Consider the following 25613-nt stretch of genomic DNA (forward strand, 5'->3'; position numbering starts at 1 on the left):
ACCCCTCCGTCGGCGCGATTCACGCGTTGAAACTCAGGTGACCAAGACATGGGATGGGTTCCTTTCGAGCCCCGGCGGGGCAGTCACCCAGAGTCCCTCACCACCACTGAAAGCGGCGAGGATTACCCCCATATCCTCACGGATGCGCTCGGCCACCCGCCCAGAACGTCGTCGTGGCAACGATGGACTGTGGATGTTGACGGCAGCGGACCAATTCGCTGGGTCCGGGTCTCGGTTTCTAGTCCAACTCGAGCACGAGACGAAGGGCTTCGTCGATCGCGTCGAGTTCGTCGTGACGGAGTCGGCCCACAAACTCGCCGAGTCGCTCGTGCGCGACGGCCGATGTCTGTTCAACGAGAACTTGGGTGTCGTCACCGTCGATGGTGATCGTCGGGCGGAAGATCCTCGGCGCAGACGAACGCGACGTGGGAGCGACGAGCACGGTGGACAGCATCAGATCGTCGGATTGGAGAAGAACGGCGTATCGAGCGCCCTGTTGCTCGTGACCCCGCGTTGACTTCGGAGCGCGCAGGCGGTGGATGTCACCACGCACGAAGCGTGTCCATCTCGGCGAGAACACGACGACTCTCGGCCCGGTCGTCCTCGTCGTCGAGCACGTCCAGCGATTCTGAGCGCATCTGCTCGCGTCGCCGAAGGCGCACAGCATCGACGAGTGCTTGGCGGATCGCATCCGATGTCGTCGACCCGTCGGCCATGAGTTCTGCGAGCGCTCGTTCGGAGCGCTCGTCGGTTCGAAAGTTCAGAACGGCCATCGGAGAAGCGTACTACGTTCGGTAAGACAGATCAACGACACGGCCGGGCTGATCCGATCAGATCATCAGCGTTGCCCGGTCGATCCGGCCGCTCCTGATCGGCACGTCCGCGAGCGGCCCGCTGCTCGAGATTGTGCGATGTCGAGAGGCATTCCTCTCAATTTGCGCTTCTTCATCAACAAGGACAGCTTCTGTCCGCATCGTTGTTCAGGATGGAAACCATGAACGACACCGATACCACGAGCACCGACACCACCACCGACGGCACTGCGACCACGATGGCGCCGGAGCGACGCGACCTCCTCGATGCACTCGGCGTCCATCGGGAGCTCCTGCGCCAGACCACTGCCGGGCTGACCGATGAGCAGGCCCGGGAACGTTCGACGGTCAGCGACCTCTCGGTCGGCGGCATCATCAAGCACGTCGCCCACACCGAAGCCGACTGGGCGGACTTCATGGTGAACGGTGCCCCGGCCGACGACATCGACTGGTCGAACCCCGACGAGGCGACGCTCGCCGCCTACCACGCCGGTTTCCGACTCTCCGACGACGAGACGCTGACGGAGGTGCTCGCCGAGTACGAACGGATCGCCGCGGCGACAGATCTCCTCGTCGCCCAGATCGACCTCGACCAATCGTTCCCACTCCCCTCGGCACCGTGGTTCCCGCCGGGCGCCGAGCGCAGTGCCCGCCGCACGATCGCCCACATCATCGCGGAGACCGCTCAGCACGCGGGTCACGCCGACATCATCCGCGAGTCCATCGACGGTGCCAAGTCGATGGGTTGACCCGAAGCGCAGGGTGGTCCGGGGCGGGGCCCTCGCTGGTCTGGTCCAGATGAGACTGGGGACGGTTCGTCCTCCGACCCCTCCGCTCGGTGTGCCTCGACGACGGTTGCGTCCGCTGCATCTCCCAGGATTCAGCCGAGGTGTGTATCGCCGGTTCGAGTGGAGACCTGAAGGTCGAGGCGAGGGGGCTTCAATCCGGATCCACGTTGTAGGTGACCAGTGACGAACTGGCCGACTGTTCGTACACCATCACCGATGAGGTGATCCAGAGGGCAGGTCGGTCTGCTGGATGACCTCGACGGCGAAGTCATCGTCATCTCGGCGGTTGGCCGCGTCGGGCGAACCACTCTCGGGCGAGCGGAAGATGGGCAACGAGCACCAAGACACCCACCGTCGGAAGCACGCATAACGTCGCCAGCACGAGCGACTCCGCACCGATCGAGAACGGCACGGATGCGCTCGGCGTCGGCGCCCAGAAAGTGCAGATGACGCTGGTTTGTTGCTTTAGTGATTGTTGGCGACAGCTGCGATCAGGTTGGGCTGCCGGATCGTTCGAGGAGTCCGGCGAGTCGGTCGCGGAGCGGTTCGAGGAGGTGATTGCGATCTAGGAGGAGGTGATCCCGATCTAGATCGTCGCGAGGAACAGGTTCGGATCACGAGCGAGTCGTGCGAGCTGTGCGCCTGTCGAGGATCGGGATATGAGGCCTTGGAGTTGGCCCTTGCTGAGCGAGACGAGGGCGAGTTCGGTTCCGGCAAAGGCAGCGCTGACTGCGATCAGGAAGACCACCAAGACCAACTGCGAGACGTCGTCACTCATCGCCGTTGCTGACCCGATCTGCCGCTGTGGCTGCACGCGATGGTGTGTCGATTCGGCAAGGTCGTCGTCGGAGGAGCTGCTTCTGGTCGGTCGCGTGGGTAGCTGGTCGGTTGCTCAGTACCTCAGGACCGCCGCGACGTGTCCGCATTGTTCGAGGGTCGTGGAGTCGACGATGGTCGTGCGGCCGCCGTGTGCGAGTACGGCCTCGATGAGTTCATCGACGACGTCGTCGGTTACGTCTCGGTGGTCGTCGTCGGTCGGGTGGAGGAGGCCGTTGTCGTCGATGCGTGCAGCGAAGCGGAAGTCGTCTTCGACCAGAAGGTGTTCGACGCGACCGTCTTCGGCGAGCGGCCAGATCTCGCCGACGCCGGCGGCGTAGCGCTTGGACGAGCGGGCGTCGTCGAGTTCTTCGAGCGCCCGGGTCTGGCCGAGTCGTTTCCAGTCCAGCACGATGGGCCAGACCAGTGTGTGGAGGCCGCCCGCTGCGGTTCGATCGTGGTTGCCGCTCACGTGTCCGATGACGTCGAGGTCTGCTGTGTCGAGGACTCGTTTCGTGGAGCGGTCGACCCCGGCGGTGACGGTCGGGACGCGGTGCGATGTGTACGAGTCTCGGGCCGCAGCGGTGACGGTCTGTGACCAGAGCGTGTCGCTCAGGTCGTCGTCTCGCTGCAGCGGCCACTGGTCCGAACGTTCCTCGATGAGGCGCTGTCGGTCGCCTGCGAAGCGGCGGGCGACCGAATCGCTGACGGTGAGAACCTGGAACACGACGGTGCGATGCAAGTCGGCAACGAGGTCGCGGGTTGCGAATGTCACGTCGATGACGACGCGTTCTTCGACCGTTCCGCCGAGCAGGACGGCGGCTTGGTACTCATGGGACACGCAGATCGCGAGCGCATGGGTCGAGCGCTGTCCGACGCGTTGGTCGACGTGCTGCTCGACGGAATCGAGGAGAGGTGTTGGGTCTTCGTCGATGAGTGTGTCGAGGCGCCCTCGAGCGGTTGTGAGGAGTTCTCGGGCTCGGGCGAGGTCGCTGTTGCCGAAGGTGGAGCCGGGTCGGGTGTTCATCAGGATCGTGATGCTGGGGTAGCTGCGCATCTGCTGGAGGTGGTCGAGAAGTGTTCGGTTCATGATGGGCCTTCTGGTGGTTGATTTCCGGGGCGAATGGTGCGAGGTGTCCGCCAGGCGCGTGTTGTGGGGCGACTGGTGAGCGGTGATTCAGAGGTCGATGATCTCTTCGAAGACATCACCAAGGCGGTCCGAGAGGCGCTTCTTGCGGGTTCTCTTGCTGCGTCGGTCAGAGCGATGTTCGTCGTTGCGAAATCTGTCGTCGCGATACCCGTCGTCGTGTGCTGTCGACCGATCGGAGTGCTCCCGTCGTGGCCGTGAGGCGTTGTCGGAGCCGAGTCGGTCGAGTTCTCCGCGATCGAGCCAGACGCCGCGGCAGCGGGGGCAGATGTCGAGTTCGATGCCGGCGTGGAAGGTGATGTCGAGCACGGTGTCGAGGCAGAGCGGGCAGTGCATGTGATCGGGTGAGTCCGTTTCGGTCGCTGATGCGAGTTCAGAGGGCGTCGATCTCGCGTCGTGCGAGTTCGAGCGCCCGTAGATCGGTGTCGAGGCGTTGCAGGTGGTCGTCGAGGTGGTGTGCGGGGTCGGTGTCGAGGGTGCTGCTGTGGACTGCTTCGACGGCGAGCAGTTCGACGTCGGCGACGGTGTCGAGGAGTTGTTGTTCGATTTCGTCGCGTCGGTTGGCCATGTCGTTCACGGCGTCGTATCGGCGTCGCAGTGCGTCGATGCGCCGATCGATTCGTTGTCGGTCGTCGCCGGGTCGTGGCCGTTGTCGTTCACGCAACGCTGCTTTGAGTTCGGCGGCGGATTGGTCGACGCCGAGCTGCTCGATTGATGCGTCGATCCGGTCGCGGGTTTCGTGGGTGTTGGTGAGCGCTCGCTGCAGTGCGGTGAGTCGGTCGTCGAGCCATGCCGGTTGTGGCCGTGACCGGATCAGGGTCACGGCTGCGTCGAAGCGTTGCTGCCACTTCGGTGGTGGTGGCGCGACGGGATCGGGTTGTCGTGTTCGTCGCAACATCAGAAGTCGAAGAGCTCACCGAGCAACGATTCGCGCTTGCGCTTCCTGCGCCCGCCGGCTGCGTAGCGGTGGTCGTCGTCGTCCCGGTCATCGTCGTCGTAGCGACCTCGGTCGTGCCGTGCTTCGTCGCGTCGGCCTCGGTCGTCGCGGTCGCGATCGTCACGGTCGCGAACGTCGCGGCCGCGGTCGCTCCGAGCATCGTCGGTCCGATCGGGCTGGCGCGCCGGGGGACTCGCGTCGCGTTCGATGATCTTGTCGAGTTCGCCGCGATCGAGCCACACGCCGCGACAGGTCGGGCAGTAGTCGATCTCGATGCCGGAGCGGTCGGTCATGATCAGCGTGCTGTCGGGGCAGGTCGGGCAGTTCATGGTGATACCTCCTGGTACGGGGTGGTGAGTGACGCCGACGGTTGGTCGGCTGTCGTTGGTGTGTTGCGGGTGGCGCGCCGTGTCCGGGTCTTGGCGACTTCGAGCACGACGAACAGCAGCACGCCGAGCCCCACACACACAGCCAGGTCGACGGCGCCGAGCGGATCGAGGTCGAGGAACTCGTTGAGCGGCGTGTAGAGGGCGGCGAGTTGCAGTGCGACGACGACGCCGCCGATTGCCAGCATGACCCGGTTGGTGTTCCAGCCGATCGTGCGGATGGATTCGGTGCGTGAACGTGTGCCGAAGGCCTGGAACACCTGCATGAACGCGAGCGTCGTGAAGATCATCGTCTGCCACTCGTCCTGGCCGGTTTCGCGATACGCGAAACCGACAGCGAGTGATGCAATGCCGATCAGCGTGCCGATCACGAGCGAGCGTCGGCCGAGGCCGTCGGCCCACAGGCTGGCTCCGGGTCGCTGCGGTGGGCGTTGCATGACGGTGGGTTCTGCTGGCTCGACACCCATTGACAATCCGAGCAGGCCGTCGGTCATCAGGTTCAGCCACAGCAGCTGCAAAGGCAACAGGGCAATGGCGGCATCGACGTTGCCGCCTGCGAGGAGGTAGGGGATCGGCCATCCGAGCATCACGATGATCTTGCCGAGGTTGCCGGCGACCGCGAAGCTGACGAAGCGGCGCAGGTTGTCGTAGATGACCCGGCCTTCCTCGACGGCGGCCACGATGGTGGCGAAGTTGTCGTCGCGCAGCACCATGTCGGAGGCTTCCTTGCTGACGTCGGTGCCCGTGATGCCCATCGCTACGCCGATGTCGGCTTGCTTGAGTGCTGGTGCGTCGTTCACACCGTCACCGGTCATCGCCACGACCTGGGCCTGGCTCTGGAGCGACTTGACGATCCGTAGTTTGTGTTCCGGCGACACCCGGGCGAAGACCGACACCTCTCTGGCGGCGGTGTCGAACTCGGTGTCGTTCAGCTCGTCGAGGTCGTTGCCGGTGAGGACACGTTCATCGGTGGCGATGCCGAGTTGATGGGCGATTGCTTTGGCCGTGAGCGGGTGGTCGCCGGTAATCATCACGGGTCGGATTCCTGCGGCGCGACACAGTCTCACGGCGTCGCGAACCTCGCTACGCGGCGGGTCGATGATCCCCACGAGACCGATGATCGTGAGCGACGACTCGGCGCCTGCGACCATCTCGGCGATGTCGCTGTTTGCCGGTTCGAAGCTGCGGTATCCGACTCCGAGGACGCGGAGCCCGCCTGCGGCCATTTCGTCGTTCGTCGCGAGTAGTCGTTGCCGGTGTTCGTCGTCGAGTGCGACAACGCCTTTGGCGGTGTGGACCTTGTCGGCCACGCCGACGAGGCTGTCGATCGCGCCCTTCGCGTATGCGACGTGACCGCCGGTGTCGACACCGCCGAACAGGTCACCGATGGACCCGGCGACTGCGATCGGACCGTGCAGGGTGCTCATCCGTTTGCGTGTCGAGTCGAACGGGTTCTCACCGACCCGACGCACACCGGTTCGGATGTCGACGACGTGCATGCCGGCGTCGACGACGAGTTGGAGTAGTGCGGTCTCGGTTGGATCGCCGATCATCGCCGGGCGACCGTCGATGTCGATCTGCACTTCTCCGTCGTTGCACAACACGACGGCGCCGACGAGTAGGCGCTCCTCGGCGGTCCACGTCGACAGATCGAGTTGCTGTCCCGGCACGACGTCACGGCGTGCGTCGGCGACGTGAACCCTGGTGACGGTCATCTTGTTCTGGGTCAGGGTTCCGGTCTTGTCCGAACAGATCACCGTCACTGAGCCGAGCGTCTCGACAGCGGGCAGCTTGCGGATCAGCGCGTTTCGTCGCAACATCCGTTGTGCTCCGATCGCCAAGGTAAACGTCACGACTGCGGGCAGACCTTCGGGGATCACGGCGACGGCGACGCTGATCGCCGTCAACACGAGATCAGAAGCCGACTCGCCACTGATCGCACCCATCAACACGACCAAGCCCGCAACCGCAACACCGACCAGTGCGAGCTGTTTGCCCACACGGTCCAGGCGTTCCTGTAACGGCGTGTCGTCGACCTGGACGTTCTGCAACAGCGTCGCAATGCGTCCCAGCTCGGTGTTCATGCCGGTCGCCACGACGACACCCACGCCACGCCCAGCAGCGACCTGGGTACCACTGAACGCAAGGCAACGCCGATCGCCGAGTGCGACGTTGGAGCCCGAGATGGCATCGATGTGCTTGTCGACAGGTTCGGACTCGCCCGTCAAGGCAGCCTCTTCGATCCGTAGGTTCGCGACCTCGATCAGGCGGATGTCGGCGGGAACGACGCTGCCGGCCTCCAAACCCACCACGTCACCCGGCACGAGTTCGGCAGCACCGACCTCGATCAGCCGGCCATCGCGGCGGACCTTGACCACCGACACCGACATCTTCCGCAGCGCATCGATCGCTCGTTCCGCCCGGTACTCCTGGAAGAAGCCCAGCAGGGTGAACAGCACCACGATCGCGCCAATCGCTCCGGCTTCGAGATACTTGCCGAGCAGCAACGACAACAGCGCGGCGCCGATCAGGATCAGCACCATCACCGCAGAGATCTGATCCCACACGATCCGCAAAGGATGGGTGGAGCCGTTGTCGACCAGTTCGTTGCGACCCGTCGATTCCAGACGCTCAGAGGCCCGTTCGCCTCTCAGTCCGTCGACAGACGTGTCTTGTGCGTCGAGCACCTCGATCGCCGACATCTGATGCCATTCGACCGCACCGTCATCGACCTGGGTCTGCGTGTTTGTCGTGGAGGTCATCGTGCGACTGCCATCTCGCCGTGTGCAGCGAGCAGCCGCTGCACACGAGCATCGGTGGGCGGATGGGTGAGGAACAGGTTCGAGAACTTGGCTTCGCGTCCTGTCAACGGATTCACGATGTACGCAGTCGCTCGGGCGGGCGTCACGTCCATCGTCACCCGATGGGCGGACCGGTCGAGCTTCGTGAGCGCGGAGGCGAGGGGTCGCGGGTCGCCGATCAGTTCAGCGCCCAATCGATCCGCTTCGAACTCTCGCGAGCGGGACAGCGCCATCTGCATCACGCCGGCAGCCATCGGTGCGACGAGCGCAACAGCGATCAACACCAGCGGGTTCGGAGACTCTTCGTCGTCGGACCCGCCACCGAACATCGTGGCGAACATCGCCAAGTTCGCCAGCATCGAGATTCCTGTCGCGACAGCGGCTGCGATCGATCCGATCAAGATGTCGCGGTGCTTGACGTGTGCGACTTCGTGAGCGACGACTCCTCGCACCTCGTTGCGATCCAATGCCGTCAGGAGCCCAGCGGTGATGCACACGATCGCCGTCCGTTCGTTTCGCCCGGTCGCAAAGGCGTTGGGTTGATCGTCAGGAGAGATGAAGAGGCGAGGTGTCGTGATGCCCGCCCGGTCGGCCAACACGGCCAGGTCGGACTGCAGCCAGCCGAGTTCGCCGGGACCGACCTCGCTCGCCCTGGCAGCCTTCACTGCCAGGTGGTCCGAGAACCAGTACGACGAGCCGACGAGACCGAACCCGAGCACGCCGCCGATCACGAGGCCGGTCACTCCGCCGAGAAGGGTTCCGACGAAGACGAAGAAGCCAGCGAGCCCCGCGAGGAGCGTGACGGTCTTCAGGGTGTTCTTGAACATTGGGGCTTCCTTTCAGCACACGACGATTAGACGTTGCTGAAAGTCTCCCCGCCCGATTTCTCGGACTGGCCACGCCGGCTCCGAAGAGCGTCTTGACGACTGGCCTCGAGGGGTACTCCCCTTCAGTGGACCTGATGCTAAAGACCCACACAGTGACTTCCACGCGTCACCTGAGATTTTTTTCAGGTATTGCCGGACTCTGCTCGACGGATTCAGAGTTGCTTGCTGAAGTGGGCGTTCATGCTTGGACGGGTCGTGTCAGCGCAGGGCTTCTTCGGGGATGGGTCGGTGGCGGTCTCTCCAGGCAGTGACAAGGACGACCACGACCGCCAGTGGCGCCAGAACAAGCCACGCGATCGTGGCGTACCAGCCCGGCGCGCCGCTGTCGCTCGAGTTCCACACGAGGTAGACGACGTAGATCAGGTACGCAACGATGAAGCCGAAGCCCTCATAGCGGTGCATGAGGTTGCGTCCCGAAAAAAAGATGGGCAAGCAGATCGCCGCGACGAGGATCATCACCGGGATGTCGACGTTCTGCACGAACGACGGGGCTTTGAGCTCGTTCTGACCGACGAGCCCGGAGAGGCCGAGCACGCCCAGGACGTTGAAGATGTTGCTTCCAACGACATTGCCGACTGCGATGTCGCGCTCCCCCTTGATCGTCGCCAGCACCGATGTCGCCAGTTCGGGTAGCGACGTTCCCGCCGCCACGATCGTCAGGCCGATGACCAGTTCGGAGAGTCCGAAGTTCTCAGCGATCTCGACAGCACTGTCGACCATCCAGTTCGAGCCGGCTACCAGGAGCACGAGACCGCCAACGACGTAGGCGATATTGACGTACCAGGGCGACGGGGTCGCCTGCGGTTCGGCTCCCGGCGCAGACGTCTTCTGTGCGGCGGCGCTCTCCTTCCGACTCGCCCGAATGGCCCAGACCGTGTAGCCCACCACGCCAGCGAACAAGATCGCAGCTTCCCATCGATCGAGTTCACCGTCGCTTGCGAACACCCAGAGCAGCACCGACATGCCGATCATCAGGGGCACCTCCAGGCGCACCAATCGCCACGAGATCACGAGCGGGAGCACGAGGGCGCACACGCCGACGATGAGCAAGATGTTGAAGATGTTGCTGCCGACGACATTGCCGATTGCGATGTCCGACGCCCCCCGACGGACTGCGGACACGCTGACCGCCGTCTCCGGCGAACTCGTTCCGAACGCCACAATGGTGAGGCCAACGACGAGCGGCGAGATGCCGGCCGACAGCGCGATCCGAGACGCACCTCGAACGAGCCCCTCCGCGCCGACCACCAACAAGATCAGACCCGCGACCAGCATCAAGATCGTCATCGCGTCCATCGGATTGCACGATACGGACGCATGATCCGTGCTGGCGCTGCGAGCCAGGTGTTCCCCGGGAGGGTGCGTTGTCTCGTGCGTGCTACCGGTTCAGGTTCGTTGTTCTCAGGCGCTGATGCCGAAGCTCGATGATCGTTCTCATGTGATACTGGCCGAGTGGATTGGCTCCTGCGGATGCTGAGGCGGATGACCGTGGCGCTGAGCACGCCACGGTTCCTGCTGCGGCTACTGCTCGTTGGAGCGGTGCTGATGTTCCTGGTTCGCCCGCTGATTCCGAGAGTCGGGAACGCCGCTGATCAACTCGAGTCGATCAACCCGTGGCTGTGCGGTCTGGGTTTCGCTCTGCAGGTTGTTTCGTTGTTCTGCTACTCGGTGATGACTCGCGTTGCGCTCGTCAACGAACAGCGCCCGGTGAGCGTTGGTCGACTGTTCCGCATCCAACTCGTCTCTCGTGCGGTGAGTTCGACGGTGCCGGGCGGTGCAGCAGCGGGCCCGACCGTGGGGTACCGGTTGATGAGATCGGCAGGAATCTCCCCGCACGGTGCGAGCGCCTCGCTGGCGTCAGCTTCCGTGACGTCAGCGCTGATCTTGAATCTCCTGCTGTGGGGAGCCTTGGTTGTGTCTGTACCGAGCTACGGATTCAACGCCATCTACGCCGCGGCTGCGCTTCTCGGCATCATCGTGATGCTCGCCGTCGCGGCCACATTCGTTTCGATCATCGACGGGAGCCAGTTCGTTCAGCGCCCCGTCCGCTTCGTCGCACGAAGGTTCCGTGCCGATCCCGAAGCGATGACTCGATCGATCCGCGAGTTCGGTGAGCAGATCGAATCGCTCCTGAACAACCGTCCCTTGATCGCCCGACTGTCGTTGTGGGCGAGCGCGAACTGGCTGTTGGACGCACTGTCGCTGTGGGTGTTCCTCCGAGCGGTCGGAGTGTCGATGAACCCCATTGGACTCCTGGTGGCATTCGGCGTCGCGAACGTCCTCGCCGCGATACCGATCAGCCCTGGAGGACTCGGCATCGTCGAATGGGCATACCTTCCCATCCTCGTCACGTTCGGCGCGACCCTCGACCAGGCCACGATCGCCGTCACCAGCTACCGGGTCGCCCAATTCCTGTTCCCGATTGTTCTCGGCGGTCTTTCCTACGCTTCGCTGACCGTCGAGGCGCTCATCCAGCAACGACGACCTCCAGTGTCCCACGGGACCTTCTAAGCCAGGCCCTCCGACAGGTCACCTCCGGTGGGCAAGTCGCCCGCATCGTCAGAGAAGACCCAGGACGAGATGCTGTTGCCGAGCCGATCCGAACACCAACCGAACGGACGCACACAGATTGTGCAAGATCCTCACATCGGATCGATCGACCCGTTCAGATCGTGCGGCCTCTGTCGGCATTCGAGGAGGCATTCTCCACTTCCGGTGTTGGGAGGCGGTGTCTTCGTGGCCTGGTTGTGGTCTCTGGGCACCACTTGGGATGTCGTGGCATGGGCGGGGGCGTCGTCTCTGTTGGTGGCGAGCCCGTGGGGACTTCCCGCCGGTTGTCGTCGGATTTGACTGGCGGAAGTCGGTCGGCCAGGGCTGGTTCAGTGAGCGCCAGACCGGAGAGGGCTCGGTGTATCGGAACTGGCGGTCAGTTGGGTTCGGTGGATGCGTGGTGACCGATCGCTTGTATCAGGTCGGCGATCTGGTGGTGCTCTTCGAGGGGGTGGCGAAGGGGTAGGTCGGAGCGAACGATGTAGTGGTTGCGGCGACCCTTCTTGACGCGTTCGACGCATCCGACAGATTCGAGGTCGGCGAGGATCAGCGTTGCGGTGCGTTCGGTGATGTCGACTCGTTCGGCGATGTCTTTGAGCCGGAGATCCGGGGAAGCGGCGACGGCGAGCAGCACGTGAGCGTGGTTCGTGAGAAACGTCCAGTTCCGTTCGGCAGCCACTGGAAAACCCTACCCAAAACCCAGGTGCCAAAATACCAGCATTAAATTTCCTAGAATTGTGTTTCTCCTGTATGGTCTGCGCTCGTGAATCGACGAGCAGCACAGGAAACGGTGGCTTCAGAGATGGGTTGTCGGTCGTGATGGGATCGGTTCTTCTGGCGGTTGCGGTGTTCGCATCGCTGGCTGGAGCGCTCGTCGTGGTCGTCGCTCGACCTGGGGGGCTTCGTAGCGGCCGCATCATGGCGGTGTCGTGCGGCGTCGCATGTGTCGCTTCGCTGGCTGTGGTGTTGCTGAGCGGGTTGAACGATGACGGCGGCGTCGGCGACGTTGCTGGTTTGGCTCTCGGGGTGGATCGGGCGAGTGCTGTGTTGCTTGCTGTGGTGACCGGCACCGGTGTGGTCGTGGCGTCGTTCTCGCGTCGAAACGTCGACGTCGATCCGCGTGCGTGCCGTTTCTTCGTGCTGTTCGGTGTTCTCGTGGCGGGGAGCGCGCTGGTCGTCGTACCGGGGGGTGCGGTTGCTCTGGTGGTGGGGTGGTGGGCTTCGAGTTGGGCCCTGGTTGGTCTCGTTGGTCACCGTGGTGAGCTGGCGTCTGCTCGTCGGGCGCAGCGACGCACCGCGATCACGCTCGTCGTTGGTGACATCGCACTCCTCGCCGCGATCGCGATCGCCGTCGCAGCCAGTGGCGATCTTGCGGTTCGAAGTGTTGGATCGGTTCTCGCCGACCTGAACTCGACCTCGCTGCTCGGCGCGAGCGCCGCAGACGTCGTTGCCGTGCTTCTGGTCCTCGCCGGCGCGTCGCGCTCTGCGCTGATGCCGTTCCATCGTTGGCTGGTGTCCACGCTTGGTGCGCCGACTCCGGTCTCGGCGCTGGTCCACGCTGGTTTCGTCAGCGGCGCAGGGCTGTTGATCATCCGTTTCGGGCCACTCGTCCTCGGCTCGTTCTTCGCGGTTCATGTTGCGTTCGCGCTCGCAGCGGCGACGGTGCTGACCGCCATCGGCGCAGGCGGAACCCGCGCCGACGTCAAAGGCAAGTTGGCGTGGTCGACGGTTGCCCAGATGGGCTTCATGGTTCTGCAGTGCACCGTTGGAGCATTCAGCAGCGCCGTGTTCCACATCGCCGGTCACGGCATGTACAAGGCGAGTCTGTTCCTCGGTGCGGGCGACGCCATCTCATCGTCGCTGCGTTCCACACGCCGCGCCGCTGCGCTCCCGGTTCCGAGTGCTTCGGTGCGTCGTGTGACGGTGCTCGCCATCGCGAGTGTTTCGGTCGGTGCTGGTCTCTTGTTGGTGACGCCGGACGTGTCTGACGGGGGCGTGATCTTGATTGCAGTGTTCGCGTGGTTGACCGTCGCGCACGGCGCATGGGGTTGGCTCTCGCGTGGCGCCGCTGCGTGGCCGACCTCGGTCGCTCACGCTGGGACAGGAGCGGTCATCGCCGTGTTCGCGTACCTCGCGGGTCTGCGGGCAGTCGAGGAGTTCGTGAAGCCGTCCTTCGCAACCCTCGGCGAGAACGCAGGCGTCAGCTCGACAACACTGCTCATCACGTTGGGTGTCGTTGCAGTCGGTGCCTCCATCTGGCACGTCGCGCACGGGCCCTCGATCGAGCGGGCTCGACAGGGCGTGAGGTCGTGGCTCGCCCGGACTGCTCATCCCTCTGTGGCCGGTGACCTGCCGATCGGCCGCTCACGGGCGCTGCGTCTCGCGCCTGGCGTCTTGGTCAGCTCTGCCTCGGCGACTACCGACTCGACGGTCCGAGTCGACGACTTGCGCCGTTCGCAGATCCGCGCTGACGTCGCGCGAGCAGGCAACGTGATCGCACCGTTGTGGCCGCTGACCTCGGTCGTTGCGGTCAACCCGCTCGGCGGTCTCGAACACCTCGGGTTCGACGCAGCGACCGCTCTTGCGCGCACCCAGTTCAGGGCTCGCACCCACCTGTCACTCGATGAGTTCCGCAGCGATCACGCACTCGGACTGACCACCGACGACGACCTGGCATGGGCGATCAATTCGACCTATCCCGACGTCTGTGTCACCCCGCCCATCAACGTCGGCGACCGCTCGATCCCCATGGCGAAGATCATCGAAGCAGACCTCCGGCACGGTCCGCCCGACAACGGATCGAACCCCGCGCGCACCGCGCTGGAACGCTACGAAGGAGACATCGACACTCTCGGCACGCTGATCGACGCGACGATCAGCTTCACAGCTGCGAACTACGTGGCGGCGGCGCCATCACCTGACGACAGTGACTCGTTCGCCACGCGATGGCGTCTGGACGCAGTCACGGTGAGCGCGTTGCGACACCACCTCACGACCGGCGCCGTCGACTGGCTCGCCAACCTCGCCGGCGATCCGGCCGGCGTCATCGACGCTGCGTTCGCGACGGCAGGAGTCGCCGACGACGAACGCATCGCGGAGATGCGCGGACACCTGTCGAGGATCCAGGGATGGGCCGGCTACGCCAAATGGCGCACCGACTGGGCGCACCCAACTGCGACGCGTCCTTCGCTCGCCCCGATCGAACTCGTCGCCGCACGGGCGGCACTCGAAGCCGCCATCCTGCTCAGTGCGACAACGGCCGGGCCGGACGCGGCAGACGAACCCGCACCGATCGCTGCGGGCGGCCGAAGCGGCCGCATCGACACGATCTGTTCTGCACTCGACGTCCGCGATGCCGGGCCCGACGTTCGTGCCGAGATCGATTGCGTCCTCGAGCAGGTCGACACGATCGGCCGACAGTCGGGCTGGCTGCGAGCACAGGAACGCCGCGTCGATGTCGAGATGCTCTCGATGCTGGACCGGCTCGACCCGGGTGACCCGATTCGCGAACCCGACGCCCAACTCGTGTTCTGCATCGACGTGAGATCCGAAGGCCTGCGACGCCACATCGAAGCCACCGGCCCCTACGACACGCTCGGCTTCGCCGGCTTCTTCGGCGTCGCGACGTCGGTGCAGCGCATCGAGTGGGAACACGCCGAAGCTCGCTGCCCCGTCCTGGTCTCCCCGTCGATGCTCGCCACCGAACGCCCAGTCGGATCCAGCGACCAGGACGGTGCCACGCCGGCGATCGCGCAGATGCTCGCACGAGACCGGCGGTCCGCCGCAGCGACGGCGATGCACGCCCGAACCAAGACCGGTTCCGGGGCGTCGTTCGTCATGGCCGAAGCGGCGGGCTGGCTGCTCGGCCCGCTCGCCGCAACACGCACTCTCATGCCACCCCGACGCTCGACCACTTCACGACCCGCGACCGTCATGGCGCTGGAACAAGCAGCCGACCTCGGGTCGGATCTGGAGCAGCGAACGTTCATCGCCGAGGCAGTCCTCAGAACAATGGGACTCACCAAAGACTTCGCGTCGCTGGTCGTTCTGTGCGGCCATGCGAGCCACAACGTCAACAACCCCCACGCCACCGCCCTCGACTGCGGAGCGTGTGCCGGAGCATCAGGCCAGGACAGTGCCCGAACCGTCGCCAACCTGCTCAACGACGCCGACGTCCGTGTCGGACTGAGAGACCGCGGCATCGACATCCCCACCGGCACCCACTTCGCCAGCGCGCTCCACGAGACCGTCAGCGACGCCGTCGAAATCCTCGACCGACACGCCATCCCGGCGACCCACCAGCCGCTGATCGACCGCCTCGACGCCGACCTCGCCACTGCCGGCGCCCGCCAAGCAGCGATGCGCGCACGTCACCTCCCCGGACGAACCACCACCGTTCGCGAGCGAGGCAACGACTGGGCGCAGGTACGCCCTGAATGGGGCCTGGCACGCAACGCCGCCTTCATCATCGGACCCCGCTCGATGACCTCCGGTCTCGACCTCGACGGGCGCGCCTTTCTCCACACCTACGACTCGAACAGCGACCCCGACGGCAAGGTGCTCGAGACGATCATGACCGCCCCACTCGTGGTCGCCCACTGGATCTCCGCCCAGTACTACTTCTCCACCGTCGACCCCGAGGTCTTCGGAGCCGGCGACAAGTTGATCCACAACATCACCGCCAACACGGGTGTGATCTCGGGCGAGGCCGGCGACCTGCGCGTCGGGCTCCCGTACCAGAGCACCCACGTCGGAACGCAACGCCACCACCAACCCGTGCGACTCCTCGCAATGATTCAAGCCCCGATCGAGCGGATCGAACGGATCATCGCCGACAACCCCGTCCTCACCACCCTCGTTGCCGGATCATGGATCCGCATCGCCGGTCGCTCACATCCCCACGAACGATGGTCGATGCGAACACCTGGCGGGACGTGGAGTGCCGAACCCCGACCGATTCCAACCGACCGAACACTGGAGACAACATGAACACCTGGCCCGGCTACACCACCATGGCCCGCATCGAAGTCGTCGTCGACGGCGAACACATCCCGACCGTGCGCGACCTGCTCCTCGCCGCCGGAGCCAAAGGATTCACCGCGATCCAAGGCGTCTCGGGCTTCGGCCACTCAGGCGCCCACGAGGGCCGACTGATGTTCAACGACCGCAACAGCCTGACCCTGCTGATCAGCGTCGTACAGATCGACCGCGCCCAAGCCGCCGTCGCCGGCATCCGCCAACTGCTCGACGACCACCACGGCGTCGTGTTGATCAGCGAAACCCAAGTCAGCCGAGCCGACTACTTCTGACGCTCCGATCGCATCCACCCGTCCACGACTCACCCCCACCCATCCCGATCCGAGGGACCATTGATCAGCATGCCAACCGAGACCATCCACCCCATCCACGCTGAGTCCGCCTGCCCAATGGCACACAGAGAATCACAAGGCACGACATGACCTCAGCGCCCCAACTGCTCGCCGGAAAGAGACTCCTCATCACCGGCGTCGTGAACACCGACTCGATCGCCTACGCCACCGCAGCCGCAGCCGTCGAAGCCGGCGCCAAAATTCTGCTCTCCAGCCTCGGTCGCGACATCGAACACACCCGCAACACCGCACAGACCCTCAACGATGTCGACGTGATCGAGGCCGACCTCACCGAACCCGACGACGTCAACTCGCTCACCGACCACCTCCAGGATCGGTGGGGACACCTCGACGGCGTCCTCCACGCCGTCGCGTTCGCCCCGCGTGAAGCGCTGTCCGAGAGCTTCCTCGACGCCTCGATCGACCCGGTCGCACGAGCGTTCCACACGAGCGTCCACACCTACGCCACCCTCGCCCGACTGCTGCGCAACCTCGCCCCACCGACCGGTGGCTCACTCGTCGGACTCGATTTCGATGCGTCGCGAGCGTGGCCCGTCTACAACTGGATGGGAGTCTGCAAATCGGCACTCGAATCGGCAAACCGATACGTCGCACGCGACCTCGGCCGCCACAACATTCGAGCCAACCTCATCGCCGCAGGCCCACTCCACACACGAGCCGCTGGGGCAATCGGATCGTTCGACCGGCTCCTCGATGCGTGGGAGCACCAGTCACCGATGGACTGGAACCCCCACGACGCCACACCCGTCGCCGACACCACCATCTTCCTGCTCTCCGACCTTGCACGAATGATCACCGGAGAGATCCTGCACGTCGACGGTGGCTACCACGCCATGGCCGCACACCTCGACACTCCAGCCTGAAAACACCGCCACTTCGCCACCGATGAAACACGACAACACACTCGCCAGCGCCGCGTTCCAGTCTCGGCAAGCAGTCAAATCGATCAAAACCGGACACGATGAGACCGCTGCCGATTCAAACCTCCGATCGAACATCGACCGCCGAGACGCCATCTCAGTACGCACAGCACCGGTCTACAAGGGATCGGCCAGCGGTCGCGAGCAGCTCATAACAACGGTTCCAAAAGCGGCCGCTGACCGATCAGATCGGCACCTACGTGCTCGCCGGGTGCTCGAGAACGTGCGCGGTCACTGCTGTCGTTCTGGCGAGACTTGAAGGCCGGGAACCGGATGCCGGGCGGCGGAGTCGTTCTATGTGTGGGGCCGATGACCGACAGTGAGCACACGAGGAGTCGAATGGGCGATGTGGACGGCGATCGATCGAACTCTGCGTTTGTCGAGTTGTACCACTCCGAGTTCGCCACGACGGTGCGTCTCGCCCGGTTCTTGTCTGGTGACAGCGGCGCGGCCGAGGATCTTGCTCAGGACGCGTTCGTTCGCGTCTACAGGTATCTGGAGAAGCCGGTTCGGCCGGTCGATGATCCTGTCGGGTTGCTTCGGACCACGACGATGAACGTCTGTCGAAGCTGGCACCGATCGCGTCGGCGACGGGATCTTCGGATGGCACGTCACAGCGTCAGCGAGCAGTTGTTGAACGAGTGGGAGCGAGAGCTTGATGTGTCTTTGCGGCGGTTGCCGTATGACCAACGGGCCGTCGTTGTCTTGCGTCATTGGCTTGGATGGTCAGAAGCGGAGATCGCGTCGGCGATGCGAGTACGGCCGGGCACCGTGAAGTCCCGCCATGCCCGAGCGGTAGAAGCCCTGCGAAAGGATCTGTCATGAGTACCGAGCCACCTTCGGATCGCCCCGATCCGTTCGAGTCCGACCTCGCAGCCGGTCTCTCGCGGATCGCAGAGAACACCGAGGTTGGCGACCCGCCAGTCTTCGACCCGGGTCGCTCCGCGTCGCTCTCGCGTTCCGCGCTGGGTCGTCCGCGCATCGGCAGCCTTGCACTGGCCGGGGCCGCCGCACTGTTGGTCGCTGTTGCCGGCATTGTTGTCGTTGTTGTCGCCGACGACCGAGAAGCCCTGCGCTCCGCCACCCCCGGCACGACCGAGTCCGACGACACCGACCAGCTCGGCGAAGCTCAACCTGCAGCAACCGACGTCGAAGCGTCCACGACCAGCGTCGCCACGACGACGACCGTCGTCGATGGCGATGGCGATAGCGATCTCACGCCAGCGGACTTCGCAGGGGTTGTACCACTGCGGTGTTTCGTCGAGACCAGTGGTACCGGTCCGGCCAACACCGTTCCGCTGCGAATTGATCTGCGGGATCTCCCGTCGCCGGTCGAGGACACCGGACTGGAGATGGGTCCGATCGATCCCGGCGAAACCGATCCGCGGCCGCTGCCGAATCGGACGTGGACGCCTGTATCCAGTCAGGACGGGTCGGTGATTCTCGGATACGTCTACGAACCGTTGGGTGACAACACGTCATCGCCCGAAACGTTGGACCCCGACTGCCATCCCGAGGTCGCGATCTTCGACGAGCAGGGTGTCCTGATCGGAGCATTCGTCGACGGCTCGCCGGTCATTGTCGACGCCAGCGACATCCCGTCAGTCTCCGAGCCGCCACAGATTCCAGTAGCGCCAATGTTGCAGCAGGTCGCCGCCGCGCAACGCGAAGCATTGCGGTCGCTTCCGGGCTTCACCGTCACGGCATCGGTCGCGTCGACCTCTCCCGACGCGGAGTCAACGACGAACGTGGTGCGGTACACGTTGCTCGCCGACGGCTCGTTCTACGCTGAAACCGGACCGGACACGTTCGGGTCATATGACCCATCGACGGGGATCGTCCTCGGAGCATTCCGCGATCTGGACGGCGAACTGACCTACCAGGAGATCGTCGGCCAATCCGACAACAGCGTCCCACTTGGCGTTCTCGGGGGCTACGACCCCACGATGACCATCCAACCGGTCGTCGAGTCGTCGCCGATCATCAGCGAGATCGAGTACAACGGCCGACCTGCATGGCGACTCGAGTACCGCGACACGTTCACCATGGACGAAGAAGACGACGTCACCCAAGAGACCGTTCAAGTCGTCGATCGCGAGACCGGGTTGATCGTCAGCAACTCGACGTCATCGAGCGACACGACGACCTCAACACGCGTGGTCCAGCTCACCGACATCAAGATCGTCGACACCATGCCCCCCGAGTTCCCCGGGTCGTTCCCCGCCGACGCCGAAGTGTTGAGCGATGGCAACCCGAACGGCGCTCAAACAGTCGAACTCTCCGACGTCGCTGCGACCTTCGGTCCCACAGTTCCACTGCCGGTCGGCTTCCTCGAAACCAACGCCGGCGTAGGTTCAGGACCACCACGCATCGTGCTCACGTCAACACCGTCATACCTTGAAGGCGACGACGGTCGCGGCGACCCATCGGCCGAGTACCTCGAAGCGACGTTCACCGTTCGCGAGGGATTCGTCGCGACCACCGTGCGGATCAGCGCTCAACGCCTCGTCGGCGACGCCGGCATCCCGCCCGATAGTTCGGTCGTCGACGGATTCCTGTGCTTCGACAGCGAACAAGACGGACTCTGCGATGACTTCACCACCGGCGACCCCAACATCGAAACCCTCGAAGTCGGGGCCCTTAGCGGGCGACCGATGTACATCGGCGAGGAAGCGACATACACAACCGGATCCGTCGCAATCGGCGGCGTGAACATCTCAGTCTCAGGAGCCGACCGCGAACAGACCATCAGAATCTTCGAGTCCTTCGCCTTCTGACAAACCCAGATTGCAGAGACACTCGGCGGCCGGGCACAACGACACGCCGCCAGAAATCGAGGACTCGATCGGTCCGACGCCACGCATATCAGCGAACCGCTCGACACTGCCAAACCGATCGTAACGGCACGTCGGCGCTCGGACAGGTGCGCAAGAACGCGCGAGCTCTGGGCGGAGTCGAGGGCACGGCGGCTCACGAATCTCGGACGCGTGCCCACGAGGAGTCTGGCCCTTGAGGACGGGGTCTACCGGCCCGCCATGCGGGCGTCGGCTTTGGACTGCTCCGTTGGCGTTTCGCCGTCGGCGGCCCACCACCACGCATAGGTGATCCGACCCGGCTCGGGTACCTCGATCACGACTTCCATCACGAAGGGTCCCGCGGGCTGAGGCTGAACAAAGTGGGTCGAGTTCGCTTCGACAGCGATCATCTCGGTGACGAACGGAGCCTCGGAGTGAGCGATGTACAGCCGATCTCGACCGTCGGGACCGGCGGCGAGGAGGGAATGCTCCAAGTGCTGCACCCCTTGCTCTCGTGAGGTCGCTTCGTACTCGATCGAAACGCCGCCGTTCGGCAGCTTCTTCACTTCGATCCGGGAGACGAATGGTCCGCTCTCCGGACCGTCGCCAGTTCCGTAGTAGGTCCCGGGCGCATCGGCGAGGGTGGCTGCAAGAGACATGCAACGAACCTAATCCCGAGCGCATAACACCGACCGGCGGAAGCGCTTCGACCTGAGCGATATCGGCACGTCCGATCGGTGAGACCCGCTCAGATCATGCGGGGGCGCAACCCTCGGTGTGCCGACCATCCAAGCGCGAGCGTGCATACTTTGGTGTGTCTCGGCGCAGTGAGCAGTTCGACCGAGCATTCGCTCGTACTCGTGAAGTCATCAACAAGCACGACCCGGTCGGCCTCATCCAAGCCGGTGCACCTACTGACGAGTACGAACCCCAGGTCTCCGATCTGGTGAGGATCGTTCTGGCTGATGGGTCTCTGTTGGACAGTGCTGTCGACGAGGTGTGGGTTCGTTGGTTCGGAGAGCAATACGGAATGGCGGGCACGGAGGGGCTTGCAGCTATGGCAAGCGACCTCCGTCAAGTTCGAGATGAGCTTGGGAGACCTGATGGCGTCGCTGGGGCGTGATCTCGCTCACGTCGGATTCAGTCTCGACAAGTGCAACTGAGCATGTCGGGCCCTGGAGAATTTCCAGAGCAAGCGGTGCCACCAAGGGGCACTATCGCATCGCCACGGGAGCTGCCCATAACCCCTCGCACTTACCACGCGGACTGCTCGGGATCGGCACGTTCGATCGGTCCGATCCACTCGGATCACGCATCGTTGGTCGACTCGCAACGAGATGATGCTGCTACTTGACGATCGCTGGCCCGTCGAAATGAATGCGACGACTTAGCCACTTCGGCCATCGAGGCCAACGATGTTCCCACTCGAACCGGGAGATGGCCGCCGCGACCGCCATCGGGTCGTCCAGGTCAAATCCTTCAAGCGAATGCGTTGCTGGCGCGTGGGCACGGAGTCGGTCCCTCAGTCCGTCAACGTCCAACTCGTCGGTCGGCTGGAGGTGGGTTGCCCCGTTGACGACGTGGAAGCTGTAGCGGCGACCCGACTCGTCGAACACGGCCTCATACTCACCGTTCCGAACATCAACCGGTTCCATGAAGCCGGCAGCACGATCGATGCTCGGCTCGGCGTTCAGCCCACCCTCACCGAACACAAAGAGAGCTCTCGGCTTGCTGTACACGATCAAGAGTCTGCCCGATCACAACGGTCGGCTCGGCAGGCCATCCGTCCGGGCGAACGCCGAGGCACGCGCTTGGTTCCGCTATCAGATGCACCTCGCCCGAGCAGGAACGGCACGACTGCGGGCGGTTGGGCGCTCAAGAACGTGCCGTCGAAGGCGAGTGGGTGGCGCCGCAGGGTGTCGCGCTGCGGGTGCTAGAACGGATCGATGATCATTGTTTCTGGATTTCTCAGAGTCGATCCCGACGAGCGTGCGAGCTATCTCGAGGGCTGCCGACAAGTGGTCCGAGCAGCTCGAGCCTCTGACGGGTGCATCGACTTCCACATCTCAGCCGATCCAATCGAGGCCGACCGGATCAACATCTTCGAGCAGTGGGAGTACACCGAAGCGGTCGAAACGTTCCGAGGGTCCGGCCCGAGCGATGATCAGCAGTCCGCCATCCTCGATGCGAAGGTCATGCAGCACGAAGTAACCGGCAGCACCTCGCTTACTTGACGACAGGCTGAGCGATCCAGGGTTCAGCCTCGTCAAGCGCACCGGCACCCTGGTGAGGTGTAGGCGGCCGATCCCACGCGATATCAACGGGCCGCGGCGAGAGCCACACCGCTCGGGAACGGCACGTATCCGCTCGGCGACCCGCTCCAGAATGCGCGCTGCCTTGATGGACGATTGGCGGTCGCTTGACCGACTGCCGGTCGGTTGTCGGGCGTCTCGTTCGTTCGTTTCAGTTCGACTTCCTGGCACCGAGCAACAAGAACCAGGGTCGATGTCGATCGTCGGCGAGTTCGGGTCGGGCTTCGACGGCTTCGGCCGTCGGACCGAACTCGTCGATGCGGTCCAACACGAGGCCCGACTCGATCACTGTGTTCACGTACGTGGCAATCGTTCGGTGTTCTTTGACGATGCCGTCCACGAACCAGTTCGTCACCCGTTTGCCCTCGACGAGGTAGTTGTCGAGGGGCCATACCCGATCGCCGGCCTCGCTCGTCTCGAAGCTTTGCGTTGTCGGCGCACTGTAGATCGGGTGCTCGACCGAGAAGACAACTGAGCCGCCCGGCGTGAGCGCGCCAGCGACCATTGACGTCAGTCGATTCAGATCGCGCACGTAGTGCAGGGCCAGCGAACTGAACACGACGTCAGCCGAACCCGGCTCGAGATCGAGCAGATCGAGGTCAATGCATCGATACTCGACCGTGGCGCTCGCTGTTTCGGAACGTGCACGTTCGAGCATCTTCGTCGACACGTCGACACGTCGACGCCGAGCACCGAGGCCGCTCCGTGCTCGTGAGCCCATCGGCTGAACCATCCGAAGCCGCAACCGAGATCGACAACACGACGACCCGCCATCGCTGGCAGCATCGATCGCAGTGTCGGCCACTCTCCTGCCCCGTCGAGTCCATGAACCTGACGATCGAGCGTGACGTAGCCAGCGAGGAACTCCGGGTCGTCGTAGATGTTCTGTGCGCTCACGCAACCTCCAGAATTCAAGCTAGTCGTGACCCTGATTGAACCATCTGAACGTTCTCGGGTTCAGATGAAAGCGCTCCAGAACGACGGGCAGTCCTGGCCGTCGAACCCGCTCTGTAGCGGCACGGATGGATGCGGCGACGCGCTCAGAACGTGCGTCGCGTTGGCGTGTCGGCGGGCAGATGACTCCCGCCGTGGCGTGTGGGCCTGGGCTGGTCAGGTCTGCTTGATCGGTGCGGGCCTCGGCCGAGGAGCCGGATCCGAATTCGGGATCGGTTTCGACTTCTTGCGGGTTCCTGCAACGTTTTCGGGCGTGGTGGCATCTTTAGTGGTGTGACGACGGAGAACGCGATCCAGGTTGCTGCGGCGACGTCGTTCGAAGCTTTCTACGATCAGCACAAGACCTGGGCAATGCGCTTTGCCTGGTTGATGGTCCGAGACGCGACCCTCGCCGAAGACATCGTACACGACGCGTTCACGAAGGTGCTCGAGCGATTCGACTCGCTGACGAACCCGTCGGCGTACCTTCGCTCGACGCTGACGAACGCTGTCTATGAACGTTCTCGACGGTCGAGCCGAGAGGAACGCCGGCTCCGTCTGGTGTCGGCGAGCGAGCTGTCGCACGCCGAGCAACCCTCGGGCGGATTGATGGATGCGATCTCGCGTCTTCCGGTTCGCCAACGCACCGCAGTTGTTCTCCGCTACTGGGTCGACCTTCCCGTCGCAGAGATCGCCGAAGCGATGAACACCCGACCGGGCACGGTCAAGTCCTGGCTCTCGCGAGCCTCAACGCAACTCCGAAAGGAACTCGAACAATGAGCAACCTTGCATACCAGGTGAAGGCCGCCCTCGAAGCCGAGGCCGAGCGGGCGCCCGAAGCACCGCCGTGGTCCCCGACACGACGCACACAAGTTATGGCGAACGAGTCATCTTCACGGTCGGGCTGGATCTACGCCACCGGGGTTGCGGCCACCGCAGCGTCGGTGATCGGACTGCTCGTCCTCGCGGTGCGCGATGCCCCGCCGGTCGATGATCCTGCGACTGCCAGCAATCCGGTTGCGTCTGCGTGGATCCCGTCCGGCGAGCAGTTCCGACTGGACGATCTCGGACCGGTGGAAAGCCTCGAAGGCGAATCGGTCACGCTGTCGGCGCTCTCTCGGCGTATCGGCGTCGAGGACCATCCGGCTTTGAGCATCTACACGAGCATCGGGTACACCGGGGAGGCGTCGATCGTGGAATGGCGTTGTCTCGAGTCCGACGGCGGGGGAGGCGGCTGCGCTTCGGTGGATCTACCAGGTCCGGACATCGGTGTGACCTCATCGATCGACAACGGGATCGCAGGGTTCGATCTGTGGACATGGAGCAACGTTCCCGTCGACGCCGCCTACGTCGTGTACGACGACGGCGACGACGCCCGCTGGCAAACCCCCGTGTTCGGGGTCGCAGCATTTCCGAACGTCGACGGGTTCGAGTCGGTGGCCGTTGCCTACAACAACGAAGGAGTCGAGGTCGGGCGAGTGGACCCCGTCGTCCTCGAAGCAGCCCAGCAACCAGATCCCAACTCTCGGCCACTCACCGCCGATCTCGAGCAGTCCCAAGGCGCCGAAGTCCAAGAACTGATGAACCAAACTGCCATTGACTGCCTCACACGACATGGTGCCACCTTCGGCACCGAGTCCGTCGGTCAACTCCCCGGCGGTGACACGAACGCCTCATGGGACGAGTGCGTATCAGAAGCGGGGACTGCGGTCGAAGAGTGGCTCACCGCCAACGGGATCAGCTTCTTCGACCCGGTCACCGACTCGCCCGAAGCAGACGAGCCCTACATCAAGTTCGGAGACTGATGTCCGCATCGACCCCGCATCGGTTTCGATAGTCGCCGCTGCCGTCGTTGGGTTTGCCTCATCGCTCACACCGTCCACAGCCAGGGCAGGGCGGTTGCCACGAGGGGGACTCGGGCATGCATCGCTGACAGCTCGGCGTCACCTTCCGAGGTCAGCGGAACGCCCATAACAACGGGCGCTCACGCCCCGCCAAACCGATCAGATCGGCACTTATGTGGGTAATCGGTGTCAAGGGCAATCTGAGATTTCTGGCGGTTGAGGTCATGGTTGCTCGGTGCGGGCGCGTTCGAGGAGCATGTTGAAGAGGTCGACGCGGTGGTGCTGGTCGCGTTCG

The 25613-nt window shown here is 64.1% G+C and carries 23 protein-coding genes and 1 pseudogene; 10 read left to right on the forward strand and 14 right to left on the reverse strand.

Annotated elements, in window-relative coordinates:
- Positions 1 to 238 precede the first annotated feature (238 nt).
- Both ABJK40_RS00140 and ABJK40_RS00145 read right to left on the reverse strand, forming a co-directional pair.
- Entirely contained in the window at positions 239 to 553 is a 315-nt protein-coding gene (locus ABJK40_RS00140) for a type II toxin-antitoxin system PemK/MazF family toxin (RefSeq protein WP_348480663.1), read from the reverse strand.
- Positions 543 to 773, reverse strand: a complete 231-nt coding sequence (locus ABJK40_RS00145; protein ID WP_348480664.1) for a hypothetical protein — start codon at positions 771 to 773, stop codon at positions 543 to 545. The genes ABJK40_RS00140 and ABJK40_RS00145 overlap by 11 nt, the downstream gene beginning before the upstream one ends.
- Positions 774 to 994: 221 nt before the next feature.
- On the opposite strand from ABJK40_RS00145, the gene ABJK40_RS00150 reads away from it, so the two are divergent.
- Positions 995 to 1561 (forward strand): DinB family protein, encoded by a 567-nt coding sequence (locus ABJK40_RS00150; protein WP_348480665.1) that lies wholly within the window; start codon positions 995 to 997, stop codon positions 1559 to 1561.
- A gap of 625 nt (positions 1562 to 2186) precedes the next feature.
- Here ABJK40_RS00150 and ABJK40_RS00155 read toward each other — a convergent pair.
- From ABJK40_RS00155 to ABJK40_RS00190, 8 genes are all read right to left on the reverse strand, one after another.
- Positions 2187 to 2378, reverse strand: coding sequence for a CNNM domain-containing protein (locus tag ABJK40_RS00155; RefSeq protein WP_348480666.1), 192 nt, complete (start codon positions 2376 to 2378; stop codon positions 2187 to 2189).
- Between the two features lie 114 nt (positions 2379 to 2492).
- Positions 2493 to 3506 (reverse strand): hypothetical protein, encoded by a 1014-nt coding sequence (locus tag ABJK40_RS00160; RefSeq protein ID WP_348480667.1) that lies wholly within the window; start codon positions 3504 to 3506, stop codon positions 2493 to 2495.
- 87 nt (positions 3507 to 3593) lie between these two features.
- Positions 3594 to 3899 carry a zf-TFIIB domain-containing protein gene (locus ABJK40_RS00165; RefSeq protein ID WP_348480668.1) on the reverse strand — a complete coding sequence of 102 codons (306 nt, stop codon included), beginning with the start codon at positions 3897 to 3899 and terminating at the stop codon, positions 3594 to 3596.
- A 37-nt stretch (positions 3900 to 3936) separates the two neighbouring features.
- Complete coding sequence (locus tag ABJK40_RS00170; RefSeq protein WP_348480669.1) at positions 3937 to 4461, reverse strand: hypothetical protein; 525 nt, start codon at positions 4459 to 4461, stop codon at positions 3937 to 3939.
- On the reverse strand, positions 4461 to 4829 hold the full coding sequence (locus ABJK40_RS00175) for a zf-TFIIB domain-containing protein (protein ID WP_348480670.1): 369 nt from the start codon (positions 4827 to 4829) through the stop codon (positions 4461 to 4463). Before ABJK40_RS00175 ends, ABJK40_RS00170 begins: the two co-directional genes overlap by 1 nt.
- Entirely contained in the window at positions 4826 to 7648 is a 2823-nt protein-coding gene (locus ABJK40_RS00180; protein ID WP_348480671.1) for a cation-translocating P-type ATPase, read from the reverse strand. Before ABJK40_RS00180 ends, ABJK40_RS00175 begins: the two co-directional genes overlap by 4 nt.
- The gene (locus ABJK40_RS00185; protein ID WP_348480672.1) at positions 7645 to 8514 is read right to left on the reverse strand and encodes a M48 family metalloprotease; all 870 of its coding nucleotides are present in this window, start codon (positions 8512 to 8514) and stop codon (positions 7645 to 7647) included. Before ABJK40_RS00185 ends, ABJK40_RS00180 begins: the two co-directional genes overlap by 4 nt.
- A gap of 258 nt (positions 8515 to 8772) precedes the next feature.
- Positions 8773 to 9861 carry a calcium/sodium antiporter gene (locus ABJK40_RS00190; protein WP_348510114.1) on the reverse strand — a complete coding sequence of 363 codons (1089 nt, stop codon included), beginning with the start codon at positions 9859 to 9861 and terminating at the stop codon, positions 8773 to 8775.
- 165 nt (positions 9862 to 10026) lie between these two features.
- Here ABJK40_RS00190 and ABJK40_RS00195 point away from each other — a divergent pair, with 165 nt between their 5' ends.
- Positions 10027 to 11085 carry a lysylphosphatidylglycerol synthase transmembrane domain-containing protein gene (locus ABJK40_RS00195; RefSeq protein WP_348480674.1) on the forward strand — a complete coding sequence of 353 codons (1059 nt, stop codon included), beginning with the start codon at positions 10027 to 10029 and terminating at the stop codon, positions 11083 to 11085.
- Positions 11086 to 11500: 415 nt separating this feature from the next.
- On the opposite strand, the gene ABJK40_RS00200 is transcribed toward ABJK40_RS00195, so the two are convergent.
- On the reverse strand, positions 11501 to 11803 hold the full coding sequence (locus tag ABJK40_RS00200) for an AsnC family transcriptional regulator (RefSeq protein ID WP_348480675.1): 303 nt from the start codon (positions 11801 to 11803) through the stop codon (positions 11501 to 11503).
- A gap of 140 nt (positions 11804 to 11943) precedes the next feature.
- Between ABJK40_RS00200 and ABJK40_RS00205 the strand changes: the two genes are divergently transcribed.
- The 5 genes from ABJK40_RS00205 (at position 11944) to ABJK40_RS00225 (ending at position 20211) form a co-directional block, all read left to right on the forward strand.
- Positions 11944 to 16113 carry a putative inorganic carbon transporter subunit DabA gene (locus tag ABJK40_RS00205; protein ID WP_348510115.1) on the forward strand — a complete coding sequence of 1390 codons (4170 nt, stop codon included), beginning with the start codon at positions 11944 to 11946 and terminating at the stop codon, positions 16111 to 16113.
- Entirely contained in the window at positions 16110 to 16433 is a 324-nt protein-coding gene (locus tag ABJK40_RS00210; protein WP_348483047.1) for a transcriptional regulator, read from the forward strand. Before ABJK40_RS00205 ends, ABJK40_RS00210 begins: the two co-directional genes overlap by 4 nt.
- A gap of 146 nt (positions 16434 to 16579) precedes the next feature.
- Positions 16580 to 17377 carry an enoyl-ACP reductase FabI gene (gene fabI, locus ABJK40_RS00215; protein ID WP_348483048.1) on the forward strand — a complete coding sequence of 266 codons (798 nt, stop codon included), beginning with the start codon at positions 16580 to 16582 and terminating at the stop codon, positions 17375 to 17377.
- A 396-nt stretch (positions 17378 to 17773) separates the two neighbouring features.
- Entirely contained in the window at positions 17774 to 18259 is a 486-nt protein-coding gene (locus tag ABJK40_RS00220; RefSeq protein ID WP_348483049.1) for a sigma-70 family RNA polymerase sigma factor, read from the forward strand.
- A complete protein-coding gene (locus ABJK40_RS00225) occupies positions 18256 to 20211 on the forward strand; it encodes a hypothetical protein (protein WP_348483050.1) in 1956 nt (651 codons plus the stop codon). Before ABJK40_RS00220 ends, ABJK40_RS00225 begins: the two co-directional genes overlap by 4 nt.
- A 245-nt stretch (positions 20212 to 20456) precedes the next feature.
- Here ABJK40_RS00225 and ABJK40_RS00230 read toward each other — a convergent pair whose 3' ends face one another.
- Together ABJK40_RS00230 and ABJK40_RS00235 are read right to left on the reverse strand one after the other, a co-directional pair.
- On the reverse strand, positions 20457 to 20888 hold the full coding sequence (locus ABJK40_RS00230) for a hypothetical protein (protein ID WP_348416204.1): 432 nt from the start codon (positions 20886 to 20888) through the stop codon (positions 20457 to 20459).
- Between the two features lie 687 nt (positions 20889 to 21575).
- Positions 21576 to 21968: a hypothetical protein gene (locus tag ABJK40_RS00235; RefSeq protein ID WP_348483051.1), complete on the reverse strand. Its 393-nt coding sequence runs from the start codon at positions 21966 to 21968 to the stop codon at positions 21576 to 21578.
- A gap of 207 nt (positions 21969 to 22175) precedes the next feature.
- Here ABJK40_RS00235 and ABJK40_RS00240 point away from each other — a divergent pair, with 207 nt between their 5' ends.
- A complete protein-coding gene (locus ABJK40_RS00240; protein ID WP_348483052.1) occupies positions 22176 to 22463 on the forward strand; it encodes an antibiotic biosynthesis monooxygenase in 288 nt (95 codons plus the stop codon).
- Between the two features lie 229 nt (positions 22464 to 22692).
- On the opposite strand, the pseudogene ABJK40_RS00245 reads toward ABJK40_RS00240, so the two are convergent.
- Positions 22693 to 23438: pseudogene (locus tag ABJK40_RS00245) on the reverse strand (class I SAM-dependent methyltransferase).
- A 330-nt stretch (positions 23439 to 23768) separates the two neighbouring features.
- On the opposite strand from ABJK40_RS00245, the gene ABJK40_RS00250 reads away from it, so the two are divergent.
- The gene (locus tag ABJK40_RS00250) at positions 23769 to 24254 is read left to right on the forward strand and encodes an RNA polymerase sigma factor (RefSeq protein ID WP_348483053.1); all 486 of its coding nucleotides are present in this window, start codon (positions 23769 to 23771) and stop codon (positions 24252 to 24254) included.
- Positions 24251 to 25279 (forward strand): hypothetical protein, encoded by a 1029-nt coding sequence (locus ABJK40_RS00255; protein ID WP_348483054.1) that lies wholly within the window; start codon positions 24251 to 24253, stop codon positions 25277 to 25279. The genes ABJK40_RS00250 and ABJK40_RS00255 overlap by 4 nt, the downstream gene beginning before the upstream one ends.
- Positions 25280 to 25613: the final 334 nt, after the last annotated feature.

The sequence above is a fragment of the Ilumatobacter sp. genome, from assembly GCF_039969435.1.
Classification (GTDB): Bacteria; Actinomycetota; Acidimicrobiia; order Acidimicrobiales; family Ilumatobacteraceae; genus Ilumatobacter_A.